The sequence below is a fragment of the Streptosporangium sp. H16 genome, from assembly GCF_051918855.1.
Taxonomy (GTDB): domain Bacteria; phylum Actinomycetota; class Actinomycetes; order Streptosporangiales; family Streptosporangiaceae; genus Streptosporangium.
In genome coordinates this window covers 1-15,714 of sequence record NZ_JBPXMD010000014.1, presented here as the reverse complement: position 1 = coordinate 15,714, position 15,714 = coordinate 1, and the positions used below count along the sequence as shown (strand labels likewise).

At 72.1% G+C, this 15,714-nt stretch carries 14 protein-coding genes; 6 read left to right on the top strand and 8 right to left on the bottom strand.

The features are described from left to right. Positions 1-29: 29 nt before the first annotated feature. Entirely contained in the window at positions 30-329 is a 300-nt protein-coding gene (locus tag ACTOQ2_RS23275) for a hypothetical protein (RefSeq protein ID WP_440102117.1), read from the top strand. A gap of 51 nt (positions 330-380) precedes the next feature. Then, positions 381-581, top strand: a complete 201-nt coding sequence (locus tag ACTOQ2_RS23270) for a hypothetical protein (protein ID WP_440102115.1) — start codon at positions 381-383, stop codon at positions 579-581. Positions 582-665: 84 nt separating this feature from the next. Here the strand turns inward: ACTOQ2_RS23270 and ACTOQ2_RS23265 are convergent, their stop codons facing one another. The 5 genes from ACTOQ2_RS23265 to ACTOQ2_RS23245 form a co-directional block, all read right to left on the bottom strand. Further along, positions 666-848 carry a nucleotidyltransferase domain-containing protein gene (locus ACTOQ2_RS23265; protein ID WP_440102113.1) on the bottom strand — a complete coding sequence of 61 codons (183 nt, stop codon included), beginning with the start codon at positions 846-848 and terminating at the stop codon, positions 666-668. 70 nt (positions 849-918) lie between these two features. Beyond that, positions 919-3,090: a S9 family peptidase gene (locus tag ACTOQ2_RS23260; protein ID WP_440102111.1), complete on the bottom strand. Its 2,172-nt coding sequence runs from the start codon at positions 3,088-3,090 to the stop codon at positions 919-921. Beyond that, positions 3,090-4,877, bottom strand: coding sequence for an N-acetylglutaminylglutamine amidotransferase (locus ACTOQ2_RS23255; protein ID WP_440102109.1), 1,788 nt, complete (start codon positions 4,875-4,877; stop codon positions 3,090-3,092). Before ACTOQ2_RS23255 ends, ACTOQ2_RS23260 begins: the two co-directional genes overlap by 1 nt. Positions 4,878-4,998: 121 nt before the next feature. After that, positions 4,999-7,536 carry a glutamate--cysteine ligase gene (locus ACTOQ2_RS23250; RefSeq protein WP_440102107.1) on the bottom strand — a complete coding sequence of 846 codons (2,538 nt, stop codon included), beginning with the start codon at positions 7,534-7,536 and terminating at the stop codon, positions 4,999-5,001. 398 nt (positions 7,537-7,934) lie between these two features. Then, complete coding sequence (locus ACTOQ2_RS23245; RefSeq protein ID WP_440102105.1) at positions 7,935-8,483, bottom strand: hypothetical protein; 549 nt, start codon at positions 8,481-8,483, stop codon at positions 7,935-7,937. Between the two features lie 297 nt (positions 8,484-8,780). Here ACTOQ2_RS23245 and ACTOQ2_RS23240 point away from each other — a divergent pair, with 297 nt between their 5' ends. Further along, complete coding sequence (locus ACTOQ2_RS23240; protein WP_440102103.1) at positions 8,781-9,362, top strand: class I SAM-dependent methyltransferase; 582 nt, start codon at positions 8,781-8,783, stop codon at positions 9,360-9,362. 170 nt (positions 9,363-9,532) lie between these two features. On the opposite strand, the gene ACTOQ2_RS23235 is transcribed toward ACTOQ2_RS23240, so the two are convergent. After that, the gene (locus ACTOQ2_RS23235) at positions 9,533-9,994 is read right to left on the bottom strand and encodes a cupin domain-containing protein (RefSeq protein ID WP_440102101.1); all 462 of its coding nucleotides are present in this window, start codon (positions 9,992-9,994) and stop codon (positions 9,533-9,535) included. 155 nt (positions 9,995-10,149) lie between these two features. On the opposite strand from ACTOQ2_RS23235, the gene ACTOQ2_RS23230 reads away from it, so the two are divergent. Further along, positions 10,150-11,211, top strand: a complete 1,062-nt coding sequence (locus ACTOQ2_RS23230; protein WP_440102099.1) for an LLM class flavin-dependent oxidoreductase — start codon at positions 10,150-10,152, stop codon at positions 11,209-11,211. 136 nt (positions 11,212-11,347) lie between these two features. After that, positions 11,348-12,310 (top strand): endonuclease/exonuclease/phosphatase family protein, encoded by a 963-nt coding sequence (locus ACTOQ2_RS23225; RefSeq protein WP_440102097.1) that lies wholly within the window; start codon positions 11,348-11,350, stop codon positions 12,308-12,310. A 50-nt stretch (positions 12,311-12,360) separates the two neighbouring features. On the opposite strand, the gene ACTOQ2_RS23220 is transcribed toward ACTOQ2_RS23225, so the two are convergent. Together ACTOQ2_RS23220 and ACTOQ2_RS23215 are read right to left on the bottom strand one after the other, a co-directional pair. Then, positions 12,361-13,641 (bottom strand): MFS transporter, encoded by a 1,281-nt coding sequence (locus tag ACTOQ2_RS23220; RefSeq protein ID WP_440070257.1) that lies wholly within the window; start codon positions 13,639-13,641, stop codon positions 12,361-12,363. A gap of 295 nt (positions 13,642-13,936) precedes the next feature. Further along, positions 13,937-14,734 carry a GntR family transcriptional regulator gene (locus ACTOQ2_RS23215; RefSeq protein ID WP_440102095.1) on the bottom strand — a complete coding sequence of 266 codons (798 nt, stop codon included), beginning with the start codon at positions 14,732-14,734 and terminating at the stop codon, positions 13,937-13,939. Between the two features lie 474 nt (positions 14,735-15,208). Between ACTOQ2_RS23215 and ACTOQ2_RS23210 the strand changes: the two genes are divergently transcribed. Then, positions 15,209-15,714 (top strand): helix-turn-helix domain-containing protein (locus ACTOQ2_RS23210; RefSeq protein ID WP_440102094.1); only part of this gene is annotated, 506 nt, incomplete at its 3' end.

Here is a 15,714-nt window from a genome sequence, read left to right as displayed (position 1 = left end):
CACAGGGCATTCCGGGTGAGCCCACCAGCGTGACCTCATTGAAGGACCTGACCGCCGATCTTCTCGCCCAGGCCCGGGAGCACCACTCCCGCCGCGCCGCCAAGACGATCGTCGGGGGCGCCTTGCCACGGACCACAGCCCTCACCCTGGCCGAGGACGCGGACCTGGCCGGCTCCGCCTCCAGAGCCTGCTGCGAGCGGAAGAAGGCCGAGGTCGAACACCCTGAACAGGCCCTGATGCGTCTCGCCCGCCGCCGGGTGGACGTGCTGTTCGCCATGCTCCACGACGGCACCTTCTTCGAACCACACCCGGCGCCCCAAGCCGCCTGAACCACAGCAAACCAACCGCCCCGCCGCGTCCCTCCCGTCATCATCCTCACCGTGACCGCGGCTTTCGGGCTGCTGCTCGGCTGGGCAGCGTACGGCCTGCACGGGACGACACCCCTGTTGGAGCGGGCCACCAACTCGGTGTCCACCTGGATCATCTGGACTGCCGCGGCCGGTGCGCTGATACGTGCCCGGCCGCTCGCCGTCGTCCAACTCCTCACTCGGTCGAATGCACTGGTCACAGCCACTCGTTGATGGCCGCCACCAGGACGGTCGCAGAGTGCCCGGCGGGTCGGCGGCCCAGCGGTCCCATCCCGCGAGCAGCCCACGCGCCGCGGCCTAGTCGTGGCGGAGGAGATCCACGTCGATGTCCGCGTGCTCGCGGTAGGCGTGGCCGACCTCCAGCTCGATCGCATATCCTCCGGCGATCCACCAGGGTGTCCCCAACCCGCGAAACAGCTCGACGACCTCGGCCAGCGGAGCTGGTTCCCACGGTCCCCACGGTGTTTCCGTACGCGGCATACCGCCATTGTCACCGAGGCGAGCCGGGCGGGGAACGAGGCGTCACGCCGGAAACGCGGGGAACGAGGCCTCACGCCGGGTCGGGGACCGCCAGGTGCCATCTGAGCCATTCGACGACGTTCTTGACGAAGGTCACCCGGTTGGCGATCTGCCGGATCTCGTGCCCCTCGTCCTCGAACAGCAGGAGCTCGCAGGGCACCTCGCGGGCCCGCGCCGCCTGGAGCGCCTGCTCGGCCTCGTACAGGGGGACGTTGGTGTCGCGGGCACCGTGCACGATCAGCAGCGGAGCGGCCAGCCGGTCGAAGGAGTGCAGGGGCGACAGGGCCCGCAGCAGCTCGCGGTCGGCGACGGGGTGGCCGTACTCGCTGACGGCCGCCGCGGCGATCCACGGCTCGGTCCGCTCGTAGAAGGTCTCGAAGTCGGCCATCCCGCAGACGTCGACTCCGGCGCGGAAGAGGCGCGGGTGGGTGACGAGGGCGGCCAGCGTCAGGTAGCCGCCGTACGAGCGTCCCATGCACGCGATCCTGGCCGGGTCGGCGAGGCCCGCCCGTGCCAGTTCCAGGGCGCAGTCGGCGACGTCGTCGATCGCGTCGAAGCGGAGGGCGTGGTTGTCGGCGTTGCGGAAGGCCCGCCCGAATCCCGACGAGCCGCGGATGTTCGGCGCGAGCACCCCGATCCCGGCGGCCAGCAGGTTCTGGAACAGCGGGTTGAAGGTGGGCCTTTCCTGGCTCTCGGGGCCGCCGTGCAGGTAGACGACGAAGGGCGCCGGCCCCGGGACGCCCGGGACCCGGTAGAGCCAGCCGGTCAGTTCCATGCCGTCTCGCGCCTGGAAGCGCATCAGCTCCGCGTCGGCCGCCCCGGGGATCCGCCCGGATCCCGCGATCCGCCGGTAACCGCCGGTCGCCAGGTCGCAGAGCAGCACGTGGGAGGGGTGGCCGGGCCCTTCGGCCGCCAGGACGGCCAGGCTGCCGTCCAGGGACACCCTGATCGAGGACACCACCTCGGCGGGCAGGGGCGGGAGCGGGCGCGTCTCGCCGGTGGCCGTCTCGATCACCTCCAGCTCCGACCGGCCGGAGTCGTTCCACACCAGGACGGCGATGCGGCCGTCGGCACTCAGCGCGAACTGGTCCAGCTCGGCGTCGGGACGCTCTGCCAGCACGATCCCCGCCCCGTCCTCGCCCACCGCGACCAGCGCGGCCCGGTCGCGGCCGACGTCGGACAGCAGGTAGGCGGTCGTCCCGTCGGGAGAGAGGATCCCGTAGTCGGTGGTGCCGGTCAGCCCGGCCAGCAACGGCCGCTCCCCGTGGCCCGGCAGGTCGCCCGCGGCCTCGTCGGGAAGGCTCGCGGGAAGGCCGGGCGGGACGTCGGAGAGATGGCCCGGGGGAAGGTCGAAGCGGATCCCTGCGGGAGGGTCGACAGTGAGGCCGGGCGAGATGTCGTGGAGATCGCCGGGAGGGAGATCGAAGCGGATCACGGCGGGAAGGTCGGCGGAGAGCCCGCCGGGCGGGTCCGAGGGGAGATCCCCGGGATGGGAGAGACCGGGGACGAGATCACCGGGATGGAGCAGGCCGGGGACGAGACCGCCGGGATGGGCGGGATGGTGGCCCGTGGGCTCGCCGGGAAGGGCCGGAAGATCGGCCACGTACATTCGGCGCACGCCGCGCGGGCCGCGTCGCAGCAGCATCCGCCGGTGGTCGCGGCTGACCGCGGCCGGCTGCAGGAGTGCCCCGCCCGCGATGACCTCCCGGCTTCCCGAGGCCGCGTCGATCAGCACCGCGTCCGTACGGCCACAGGAGGAGACCTCCGCGACGAGGAGGACCTCTCCCTGGCCGGTCCAGCGCACGAACGACGCCGATCCGCCCTCGGGCGCGGCCAGCGGGCGCAGATCGCCGCCGTCGGGCCGCACCGTCCAGACCTGCGTGTGCTCCCCGCCGCCCGGCACGACGAGGACGGCCAGACGCCGGGCGTCGGGGGACCAGCTCACGTCGGCGACGGGCTCGGGTCCCGTGTCGACCGGCCAGGCCTCCGGGTCCTCCCCCTGGAAGGCCTCCGGAGTCTCCCCCGGGGGCCACGCCTCCAGCTCCGCGCCGAGAGGCTGGATCCAGACCTGCGGCGAGCCGTCCCGGTCGCCGACGAAGGCGACGGCGCTCAGGTCGGGCGCCAGCGCGGGCGCCCGGCAGCTCCAGGCGGTCAGGCCCGTGCCCATCGAGGGACCAGAACGGGCGCCAAGAATTTCGGTCATCAAACTCCTTGTGCCTGCAACCACAGCTCCAGGAGTCCGAGTTGCCACAACGCGTTGGCACCCAGGGTAGTGCGGTGTTCGTCCGGTGCCGCGAGCAGCTTGTCGACGTACGGCTGGTCGAACAGGCCCCGGGACCTCGCGGTCTGACCGGTCAGCGCGTCCCTGACGAGCTCCAGGAACGGGCCGTGGATGTGTTTGATGGCCGGGACGGGAAAGTATCCTTTGGGCCGGTCGACGACCTCGGCGGGCAGCAGCTTGCGGCCGGCGCTCTTCAGGACGCCTTTGCCGCCGGAGGCGAGCTTGAGCTCGGGCGGGCAGGCCGCGGCCAGCTCGACCAACTCGTGGTCGAGGAAGGGGGTCCTGGCCTCCAGCCCGAAGGCCATGGTCATGTTGTCCACGCGCTTGACCGGGTCGTCGACGAGCATGACGTTCGTGTCCAGGCGCAGCACCGCGTCGAGCGCGGTGTCGGCGCCGGGCCGCGCGAGGTGGCGCCGGACGAAATCGCCGCTGACGTCCTCGGCTGGCATGTAGTCGGGCGACAGGATCGCGCCCAGCGTCCCGTGCGAGCGGTCGAAGAACTCCCTTTCGTAGACGACGGCGGCGTCCTCGCGCGACACGCCGGCGAGCGGCGGGTACCAGCTGTAGCCGGCGAACACCTCGTCGGCGCCCTGGCCGGACTGGACGACCTTGACGTGCTTGGAGACCTCCTCCGACAGCAGGTGGAAGGCGACGCAGTCGTGGCTGACCATCGGCTCGCTCATGGCCCGCACCGCGTGCTCCAGGGCGGGCAGCAGCCGGGCGTCGTCGATGGGGATGCGCTGGTGATCGGTGCCGAACTCGGCGGCGACCAGGTCGGAGTAGGCGAACTCGTCCCCCCGCTCCCCTCCCGCCGAGGAGAACCCGATACTGAAGGTCGACAGGCCCGGCTGTCCCTCCTCGGCCAGCAGCGCGACGATCAGGCTGGAGTCCAGGCCTCCGGAGAGCAGCACGCCCACGGGCACGTCCGCGACCATGCGCCTGCGTACGGCCGCCCGCAGCCGGTCGAGCACGACCTCGCCCCACTCGTCCGCGGTCAGCCCGGCGTACTCGGGCAGGGCCGACCGGGTGTAGGGCGGCTGCCAGTACAGGTGGTCGGTGACGGTTCCGTCGGGCTCGAAGGTGCGTACGGTGGCCGGGGGAAGCTTGCGCACCCCGGCGAGGATGGTGCGCTCGGTGGGCACCACGGAGTGGAAGGTCATGTAGTGGTGCAGGGCCACCCGGTCGATGCCGGTGTCCACCCCTCCCCCGGCGAGCAGCGCGGGCAGCGACGAGGCGAAGCGCAGCCGCCCGGCGTCCTGGGTGAGGTACAGCGGCTTTATCCCCAGCCGGTCGCGGCCGAGCGTGAGCCTGCCGGTGTCGCGCTCGGCGACCACGAAGGCGAACATGCCCTTGAAGCGGTCGACGCAGCCGGTCCCCCAGCGGTGGAAGGACTTCACCAGCACCTCGGTGTCGGAGGTGGAGAAGAAGCGGTAGCCCAGGCCCTCCAGCTCCTCGCGCAGCTCGCGGTAGTTGTACAGGCACCCGTTGAAGACCCCCGCCATGCCGAGGTCGCTGTCCACCATCGGCTGGGCGCCCCGGTCCGACAGGTCGATGATCTTCAGGCGCCGGTGGCCGAGGGCGACCGGCCCCAGCGACCACAGGCCGGCCCCGTCGGGTCCCCTGTCGTGCATCACGTCACTCATCCGGGCCACGGCGGCGACGTCCGCCGGGCGGCCGTCGAACCGGAGCTCACCGCTCAGACCACACATCGAAACCCCCCGGTGACCGGCTCGGGCCGGAGCCCGTCACCCAGATCACCCATCTCACGCATCTCATGCATCTCATGCATCTCACGCATCTCACGCATCGGTGACCGGCCCACGCCTGAGCTCACCGCTCAAGCCGCGCACCGGCGGCCCTCCTCGGCAGCCAGGTGTCCTTGGAACCGCCCCCCTGGGAGGAGTTGACGATCATGCTGCCGGCCGGGGCGACGCGGGTCAGCGCCGTCGGCGGCACCGTCGCCGTCTCGCCGGAGCAGACGAAGGCCCGCAGGTCGACCACGCGCGGGCTCAGCCGCCGCCCGTCGAAGGTCGGGTGCGTCGACAGCCGGACCGTCTCCTGGGCGACCCAGCCCTCGGGTGCGGTGAGGATCGTCTTCCTGACCCGCTCGAGCTCCTCGGCGGAGGCGTCGGGGCCGACGACCACGCCCTGCCCGCCGAACCCGTCCACCGGCTTGACGACCAGCTCGGCCAGCCGGTCGAGCACCTGCTCCCGGTCCTCGGCGTCCCGGCACAGGTAGGTGGGGACGTTGTCGATGAGGGGCCGCTCGCCCAGGTAGTACTCGATGAGGCGCGGCACGTACCGGTACAGGCACTTGTCGTCGGCGACGCCGTTGCCCGGCGCGTTGGCCAGGACGAGCGCGGAACGCTCGACGGCGTCCATGATCTCCAGCCCGAGGCGGCCGTCGAGCAGGTCTCTCTCGTCGATCCTGCGGTAGAGCACCTCGATCCTGCGCCCGTCGATCTCCAGGTTGCCGTTCTTGAAGGACAGGTCGGCCGGTACGGCCAGGACCACCCCCATTTCCTCGGCGAGCATCCTGTGCTCGTAGTAGGCGGAGTCCTCGGGCCCCGCCGAGACCACGGCGAGAGCCGACGGGTCGCCGGAGCCCGCCGCGAGCAGTGCCTCCCGCAGCGTCCGCAGGCCCTCCCTCGGGTCGGCGAGCTCCTCGCCGCGGACGAGTTCCGGCATCAGCTCGGCGACCAGCCGCCGGTTGGTCACGGCGTATCCGAGGCCCGAGGGCACCCGCAGGTTGTCCTCCAGCACCGCCCAGCGGCCGACGTTGTCGCGGACCAGGTCCAGCCCGGCCACGGCGCAGCGCATGGTGCCCTGCGGCACCCTGCGGCCGGGCCTGCGGTAGCCGGGCGACTCGTCGACCACCCAGGCGGGGATCGTGCCGTCCCTGATGATCTCGCGCCCGTCGTAGACGTCGTGCAGGAACGCCTCCAGCGCGCGCACCCGCTGCGGCAGTGCCCGCTGGATCTCGGCCCACTCGCCGCCTTGGACCAGGCGGGGGACCAGGTCGAACGGGTAGATCCGGCTCTCGCCGCCGCCCTCGACCTGGAAGGTCATGCCGTTGCGGCGCTGGTAGGCGTCGCGCTTCTCCTCCCGGTCGCGCAGTCCTTCCACGCCCAGGCGGTCGAGGACCCGCAGCACCGGCTGGTAGGACTCGCGCACCGTTCCCTCGATGATCGCCTCGTCGCCGGGAGCCTCGTAGCCGTCGAGGAGACTGGTGTGCATCCTCGGCATCGGACCGCCGAAGGCGGTCTCCCACTCCTCGGAGCGCGTCTCGGCGATGACGAGGTCGACCACGTCGGACAGCCTGCCGCTGCGGGCGTACGCCTCGCGCTGGCGGGCCGAGGAGCTTCCCCGCGCCAGCGACTCCCTGGCCAGGGACGTGACGAGCTCCCAGTCGCCGCACTGCTCCAGCTGCGGGCGCAGGCCGTCGATCATCCGCCGGATCACCTCGCCCGCGGGCGCCGGGGTGCCGTCGACCGGGTCGACGAGATCGCCTTCCAGCCCGGAGCGCGACGCCCGCCACGACGCGGCGCGGACCATCTCCAGCCGGACCGTGCGCTCGGGGCCCTTCTGCGCCGCCTCCAGCTCCCTGGCCACCAGCGCCCTGAACAGCCCGGCGATCAGCACGATGTCGCCCACCCGGGGGCAGGCGTCGCAGACCCGCAGCTCGATGGTGGGCAGGTGCGCCGAGGGCCGGATGTCGAAGTAGATCATGCCGGGGTCGGTGATCACCCCGGAGGCGACGAGGTCCCGCACCACCCGGTCGTACTCGGCGGCCGACTCGAACCTGGGCACCGGACCGGCGGTGGGCCAGCGCTGCCACAGCAGCGGGCGGTAGCTGGCGTACCCGGTGTCGGAGCCCAGCCAGTACGGCGAGCTGGAGCTCAGGGCGAGCAGCGGGGGGATCCAGGGGGCCAAGCGGTGGGCGACGGCCACCGCCAGGTCGCGATCCTCGACGTCGGCGTGGAACTGCGTCCCGCAGATCAGCTGCTCGCGGGTGAGCAGCTGGTAGTCGGCGAGCATCTGTTCGTAGCGGGGATCAGGGGAGATCTTCAACGCCTCCAGATCCACCAGCGGCACGCTTCCCGCCGCCACGATTCCCAGGCCGAGGCCGTCCGCGGCCTGGATCACCGTGCGGCGCAGCGCGGTCAGGTCGTGCCCGAGGTCCTCCAGATGCATGAAGGGCCTGCTGTTGGCCTCGACGACCGAACGCTGCAGCTCGTGGGTGAAGCGATTCGCCGGCAACTGCTCAAGCAGGACGCCGGCCCGTGGGACGAGGTGCCGGGTGTCGACATCGACGACGTGGAACTCCTCTTCGACACCGACCGCGATCGGCCCCGCCAGACCCGCCATTTCATCACTCCTGAAGTACGCCGGTTCATGGGGTTTTTTGTTCTTTGCCCGAAAAAAGGAGTTCCGCACTTCACGAGGCACTTTGCGAGAAAGTGAAGCCGTGAGGTCGCCCCCTGCCGGACAGACCCGCTTCCCTTTCGGCGCGCGGACTCACCTCTTTCGGGCGGGAGATGTCACGCGGGTTTCGAAGATGACATCGATGGCCGCCGGCGACGGGACGGACCTCTCCGGCGAAACTCCGCCCGAGGTCAGGACGCGACCCCGCCACGCCCGGCCCGGCGTGACGATCCCTGTCCCCGGCCACGCCCGGCCCGGCGTGATCACCCCTGACCGCGGCGGGAACCACGGCCGGGCTCCCCCTCATGCCCGGCCCGGTGAACAGAGCCCACGCGGGCGGGCTACCCGGCCGGGGACTCGTCACGCCCTGACGGCCCGGCGTCCGGCCGCTCCCGGGCCGGGGAGGCTTCGGCGGGGTCGGGCGAACCCGGCGGGTCCGACTGGCCGGACGGGCCGGGGAGCAGCTCGGCCTCGTCCGGACGCGACTCGATCATGCGCGGTGGCCGGGGCGCGTCTTCCGGCGGCGGCCCGAACGTGTCGGGAAACGCGCGGATCCCGAGGGCCTCCGGACGATCGTCCGACGGATCGGGCGGATCGATGAGCTGCCGCACGGGCGGGCTGTCCAGGAACGTGGAGACCGCGTCGACCACCCCCTCCCCCAGCGGGCGGAACGCGTCGACCACGGCCTGGGCGGGCGGGCCGAGGCGGGTGCCGACCTCCTGGAGGAACTCCTCCAGCACCTGCGGCAGCGGCGGCACCGGCAGACCGAACTGGGGCTTCGGCCGCGCCTTCTCCGGCGGCGTCCAGCGCATCGAGTCGTCGCTCATGGCGAGCCATTCGTCGACGGCGCCGTCGATGGAGTCGAGCACGTGATCGGAATCGTCTGGCATGGCGGCTCCCCTCATGACCGGGATCCGATAAGACGACGGTACCTCGCCCCACCTCCCCCGGGCAGGGGCGGGTGGGAACCGTCTTCGCGGTGTCGTTTCCCCGATCACCGGAACGGCGGCTGTACAGCGTTGGTACGGCGGTGATACAGCAGTGGTACGGCAGCCGCACGGCGGCGGAGACCCGATCATCAAAGCCCGTTAAACTGGCATAACCCCCTCAACTGGGGGAATAAGCTGTCGATGCTCTCTCAAACTCGTCCTGCCGGCAGTGACACGCTCACATTCCTCGGCGCGATCATGCGTAATCCCCACCAACTCGGGGCGATCGCTCCCAGCTCGAAGGCCGTCGCCCGGCTGGTGTCCTCGATCGTCCCCACGACCCCCGGAGCCGTGGTCGTCGAACTCGGCGCCGGCGGCGGAGTGATCAGCGACGCGATCCGCGACCGGCTGCCCCCGGGGGGACGGCAGCTCGCCGTGGAGGTCAACGAAGGCATGGTGGACCACCTGCGGCGCAGCAGACCCTGGCTGGAGGTGATCCCCGGCGACGCGGGCGACCTCGGCAAGCTGCTGCGGGAGGCCGGTCTGTCCCACGCGGACGCGATCGTCTCCTCGCTTCCCTGGACCCTGTTCGAGGACGCCCAGCAGAAACGCGTTCTGGAGGAGATCGCGGCCTCACTCACCCCCGGCGGCGCCTTCAGCACCATCACGACGCTGACCGTGATGCCGTTCCGGCGCTTCCGGCATTTCCGCGGTCTCATGAACAGCACGTTCACCACCGTCGACACCCTGGGCCCGATCTGGCGCAACGTACCGCCCGCCCTGGTGTACACCGGAGTCGTGGCGAGCGATCGGCTGGCCGGGGGGACCGCCGGCGGCTGAGTGGCCGGCGGGCGACCCGCCGGGGACACCGGCGGCGAATGAACGGCCCGCCGGGATCCACCGGCGGGCGGACGGGTGAAAGACGACGGCGGAGGTGATCGGGCGGGGTTCCTCCCGGCCGGGCGGGCCGGGGGCGGGTGGGAACCTCGCGATGACGGCGGGGCCCGCCGTCATCGCGAGGTCAGGACCGGCCCCGTCCACGTGAGATCGTCCAGGTTGACCACGATGGCGTCCTGGGTGCTGCGGGCGATGACCACGATCGCCTCCAGGTCGGGGTCGGGGTTCTCCTCCCTGTGGGGGACGAAGGGCGGCACGAAGATGTAGTCGCCCGGCTCGGTGTCGATGCGCACCTCGACGGGCTCCTCCCCCTCGATGTCGGCGAAGACGAACGAGGGGTTGCCGCTGACGACGTAGATGGCGGTCTCGGACTCGCCGTGATGGTGGTTCGCCGAGACGGTGGCGGGCGCCACGTGGGTCTGGCCCATCCACAGGCGGCTGGAACCGACGGTGGCGCCGCTGATGGCCGCGCGGCGGCGCATGCCGCCGGTCTGGGCGGTCTCGGAGGTGAGGCCGCCGGGCGCGATGTGGTGCAGGCGGCGGTGGAACGGATCTTCGGGAAGGACGATCGGCATCGGTCGCTCCTGGTTCGGTCGGAGTTGCGCGGCGCGAGCGCCCCACGACTCCCGTCAAGTCTCGCCGAACCGCGAACCGGTCTCGCCGGCTCATGCAAGATCGAAATCGGGCGGTCAACAGAAATAAACCTCTGTCCGGCCTGGTTGCCGCCTACATGGCTGATGACGACAACATCCGCGGGACGGCCCGCGGCTCCTCCGAGGTGCCCCTGTCGATCCTCGAACTGGCGACCGTCGGTTCGGGAGTGACGCCCACCGAGACCCTGAAGGCGAGCACCGAGCTGGCCAGGCGCGCGGAGGAGTGGGGTTACCACCGGATCTGGGTGGCCGAGCACCACGGCATGCCCTCCGTGGCGAGTTCCTCGCCCGCGGTGTTGATCGCCCATCTGGCCGCCGCGACCAGGAGCATCCGGCTGGGGTCCGGCGGCGTCATGCTGCCCAACCACGCCCCGCTGGTCGTCGCCGAGCAGTTCGGCACCCTGCACGCGCTGCACCCGGGCCGTATCGACCTCGGGCTCGGCCGGGCCCCCGGCACCGACCCCGCCACGGCGAGGGCCCTGCGCGGGCGGCACGGCCTGGACGCCGACGACTTCCCCGAGCAGCTGGCCGAGCTGACGGCCTTCCTGGACGGCGCGTTCCCGCAGGGCCACCCGCTGGAGCGGGTCGTCGCGGTGCCCCGCTCGCCCGAGTCGGGCCGCCCGCCGATCTGGCTGCTCGGTTCCAGCGGCTTCAGCGCCCAGCTCGCCGGGATGCTCGGCCTGCCGTTCGCTTTCGCGCACCACTTCAGCGGGAACAACACCATCCCTGCCCTTGAGCTGTACCGGTCGTCCTTCGAGCCCTCCGCCGTCCTCGACCGGCCGTACGCGATGATCGGCGTCTCCGCGATCGCCGCCGAGACCCCCGAGCAGGCGCTGCGCCTGGCCCGCTCCGGCGGGCTGTCCATGCTGCGGCTGCGGCGCGGGACCCCGCAGCCGATCCCCACGCCCGAGGAGGCCGAGAACTACCCGTACAGCCCGATAGAGCGGGACTTCCTCGACGACCACCTGTCCAAGGTGGTGCTGGGGGACGCCGCCGGGGTGCGGCAGGGGCTGGAGGATCTCCGCAAGCGCACCGAGGCCGACGAGCTGATGATCACCACGATGGTCCACGGCACCGCCGACCGGGCCCGCTCCTTCGAGCTCATCGCCCAGGCGTACGACCTCACCGGCGGCTCCTGACCCGGGAACCCACCGCCTCCGCCGGCTCTCGTTTCTGTGCTTCGACGAGGGCCGCTGGACGGATATCGCCCATCTGCGCCGGTAAAGACGTAGATCTCCACCGAATCTGCACAGAAGGCCGTTACGCTCCGGGTGCATGATCAGATCGAGATGGGTGGGCCTGCTGGTCTGGCCGGTGGTGCTGCCGTTCGCGGCCTGGGCGGCGCTCAGGGCCGGCGGGTGGACCCCGCTCTGGCAGTGGGTCGCCCTGGTGGCGTTCACGCCGTACGTGGCGGCGGCCTCCGCGATCCCGCTGCTCCTGGCGCTGGGGCTGCGCCGCTGGGCGGCCGCGGCCGTCGCCCTGGTCACGAGCGCGGTGCTGGCGACGGCCGTACTCCCCCGGTACTTCGGCGACACGGATCAGCCCGCCGCCGACGGGGGACGGCTGCGGGTGCTCGCCGCGAACCTCGCCGTCGGCGCGGGCGACACCGACGTCCTGATGAGGCTCGTGCGCTCCCTCGACCCGGACGTGCTGACCCTCCAGGAGGTCACCCCGACCGCGCGCGACCGCTTGGAGGCGGCCGGGCTGCGCCGGCGCATGCCCCACGTCGTGGACCGCGCGGTCGACGGGGTGTGGGGCTCGGGCATCTACTCCAAGCACCCCGTCGCCGAGAAGCCGCTGATCGCGCTGGGCAGGTTCCGGCAGGCGCGAGGGGTGGTCAAGCACCCGAGCGGCCACGAGATCGAGGTCGTCTCGGTCCACCCCTGCGCGCCCCGGTACGGCGACAAGGTGCCGTGCTGGGAGCAGGGACTGCGGGCGCTGCCCAGGGCGGGCGGGCAGCTGCGGGTGCTCGCGGGCGACTTCAACGCCACCCTCGACCACCGGCTGGTACGCGACCTGCTCGACAGCGGCTACCGCGACGCGGCCGACGTCACCGGGCACGGCCTGACGCCCACCTGGCCGCAGCAGGGCTGGGAACCCGTCCCCGGGGTGACGATCGACCACGTGCTCGCCGACTCGCGCATGGCGATCAGGAGTTTCGGCGTCCACCGCCTCCCGGACACCGACCACCGCCCGGTCTTCGCCGAGCTGGGCCTGCCCCGCTTCACGAAGCGCTGAACCCGGACCGTTTCACGAACCGCTTCGCGAAGCGTTGAACCCGGCCCGCCTCACGGACCGCCGAGCGGGACCCGGGCGGTCGCCGATCTTCGCGAGCGGGACCCGCCGAGGAACAGGACCAGGGCGAGGACGGCGTACGGCACCGCGGACGCGGTGAAGATCGCGGCATGGCCGGCCAGCGCCGAGGCCGCGGCGTAGCCGCCGTAGACGAGGACGGCGCCCAGCTCGGTGCCCAGCCCGGCCAGCGAGGTCACGGTGGCGCGGGCCGGGCCGGTGATGCTCTCCTGCAGCCGTACGTCGGCCAGCACGCTCGCCATCTGGAAGACGCAGAAGGCCACCGCGAGGGCGACGAACCCCGCCGCGGTCCCGCCCGCCGCGCCCGCGCCGAGCGCCAGCGCCCCGAACGCGAGGAGCGCGGCGAACTCCCGGTCCGTGAAGCTCCGCCCGGCCGCCGCGAGCAGGCCACCGGCCGCGATCCCCACGGAGACCAGGAGCACCAGGAGCGGCACGAGGTGCGTGGCGACGCCGGTGCCGATCGCGAGCAGCGGGGTGTACTCCTCCAGCGAGCCCCACAGGGCCGTCACCGCCGGCACCAGCAGCAGCGCCCGGCGCGTCGGCCGGTCGGCGCGCGCCGCCCGCAGCCCCTCGCGCAGGATCGCGGCATACCCGCCCGCGGGCACCTCCTCCTCATCGGCCCCCTCCGCGGCCCCCTCGCCTTCCCGTCCGGTTTCCCGCCCGGCGCGTACGCGGTGTTCGGGAAAGGCCAGCGCGGCCACCGCGGCGAGCACGCACGCCAGGACGCTGCCGGCGGCGACCAGCGGATAGCCGCCCATGGCGAACACCGGGGCGGCCACGACCGTGGACACCACGACGGCGCCGGTGCCGATCGCGCGGGCGCGGCCCATGATCGCGGCGTAGCGGCCGGCCGCGCCCAGGCGGTCGAGCTCGGTGTAGACCAGCGCCTCCAGCGCGCCCGACTGCAGCGCTCCGGAGGCGCCCCACAGCACGAAGCCCGCGGCGAACACCCAGTAGGAGGGGGCCGCGACCCACAGGCCGAAGCCGGCGGCGGCCAGCAGCGGCGCCAGGGCGAGCAGCGCGCGCCGCGAGACGGCGTCGGCCCACACCCCTGAGGGGACCTCCAACGCGACGGAGGTGACCGACCAGATCGCCAGGAGCGAGGAGATCTCGGCGGTCGACAGACCCGTGTCGACGAACAGCAATGCGTAGAACGGGTAGAACAGGACGAACTCATCAAGGAGGGTGTAGGCGTAGAGCGTCGCTGCCAGGCGCTTCGCACGCCCTTCGGGCGCACGGTGAAAAGAAGTGGTCATGAGGTCCTTCTCGCGGAGGCTGGGCGGACTCGGGATGCTCGGCATCTCCGGGGGTCCACGGCAGCTCGCGCCGGACCGACCGATCGTTGAGGATCAATGTCGCCAGGTCATACCGCAGACCATACAGCCGCCCCGCCCGCCCCGGCCTCCCCTTTTCCTCGGGCGGGTTTTCCTCGGGCGGGGAACGCCTCCCCGGCGAGGGCGCGGCCGCGCGTCAGGCCGCCGCGGGCACCGCGGGCAGCCGAGCCCGCTCCGCCTCCGGCCCGCCTGACCGGACCGGACCGGGCGGGGCCGGTCAGAACTCGTCGTGCCCGGAGACCTGGCCGATCGGGAAGACGTGCCTGTTCGCGGCGCAGACGGTCTCCAGGACGTGGACGGGCACGTCCTCGTCGGAGTAGCCGGCGCGAAGGACCTGGACGACCCACTCCCCCGGTTCGAGCTCCAGGGTCTCGTACTCGAAGGATGTCGGCGGGCGGGCCGTCAGGGTCTCCTCGGCTCGGCCGAAGGTGTGGCCGAGGGCGACCAGCGCCGACTGCAGCGACGGCTTGACGAACCCGGGCTCGGCGAGGCGGGTGCCCCCGAACAGGTCCGCCCGGAAGTAGCTGGTGGCGATGCGCACCGGGATCCCGTCGGCCGTCATCATCTTCCGCCGGGCGATCACCTCGGCGCCGGGTTCGACTCGCAGACAGGCGGCCACGTGCTCACCGGCCGGCTCCGGGCCCACGTAGAGCATCCTGCGGCCCGGTGTGACGCCCTGCCGTTCCGCCTCGGCGAGGAACAGGGACGCGGAAGCCCGCACGGCGGGGTCGGTCGGCAGCGCCCGCCGCACCAGGACCCTGGGTGTGCGGACCACGAACTCCTCGGACGTGCGGACCACAGACTCCTCGGAGACGCGGCCGGGGGACACGCCCAGACTCGTCCCTATGTCCTCCAGGCTCATCCCCGAGTCGCGGGCTTCGGCGATCGCCTGACGACGCATCTTCGCCGCCTCCGCGAGGAGTCCCTGCTCTTCGGTGATGAGACGGCTCAGAACCCGTGCGCGCTCCACGGGGTCGCTCAGCCCGGAAACATCGCGCAACGTCTCCAGATCCATCGGGGCCCGCCTCCTCGCGCTCAACACCACCGGGGATTTTAGTCCTCCCTGTTTCCGGGCCGGGCCGGTGCCGGTACCGACGGCCCGGAAGGCCCCCCGGCGACGGCCGCCGGGCCGTCGCACGCGCCCGCCCGGGGCACGGGTCGTTCTCCATCGGAGGCGCGAGCCGTTCACTCCGGGAGAGGACGCGCGGTCAACGGGCACTCTGGCCTGGGGGTTGGAAGCAGTTGGTGGTTGAGCATGTATCAGGATGTGTGAGTGAACGTGAAAGAGTGGGTTAAGGCGCAGGCGTCTTCATCGACGTGCCCGCCTCCACCGACCCCTCCACCGTCACGGCTGGCAAGGCCACCGGCTCCGTCTGCGGCTTCCTGCGCTCCCGAGGCGGGCGTCGGTCTGTTCGCCGATCGGGGAGTCATTGATCATGACTCCTACGCTACGTTGGCGGTCGGTGACGTAGCGTGAGGGGGAGGGTTGATGCGGGTCCACCAGGCCTACCGCTATGCCCTGGACCCCACCCCCGAGCAGGCGCGCCTGCTCGCCTCCCACTGCGGCGCGGCCCGGTTCGCCTTCAACTGGGGCCTGGCCCGCGTCAAGGCCGCCTTGTCCCAGCGTGCGGCTGAGCAGTCCTACGGCCTCGCGGATGAGATGCTGACCGAGGTGCCGTGGTCGCTGTACGGTCTGCGCCGGGCCTGGAACACCGCCAAGAACACCGTCGCGCCGTGGTGGGCCGAGCACTCCAAAGAGGCCTACACCACCGGCCTGGACGGGGTGGCGCGGGCGCTGAGGAACTGGGCGGCTTCGCGTCACGGCACCCGTAAGGGGCCGAAGATGGGGTTTGCCCGGTTCAGGTCCAAGCACCGCGCCGCCCTTTCGTGCCGGTTCACCACCGGCGCGATCCGGGTGGAGGCCGACCGCCGCCACGTGACACTGCCCCGGCTCGGCACCATCCGCACGGGCGAGTCCACCCGGAAACTGGCCCG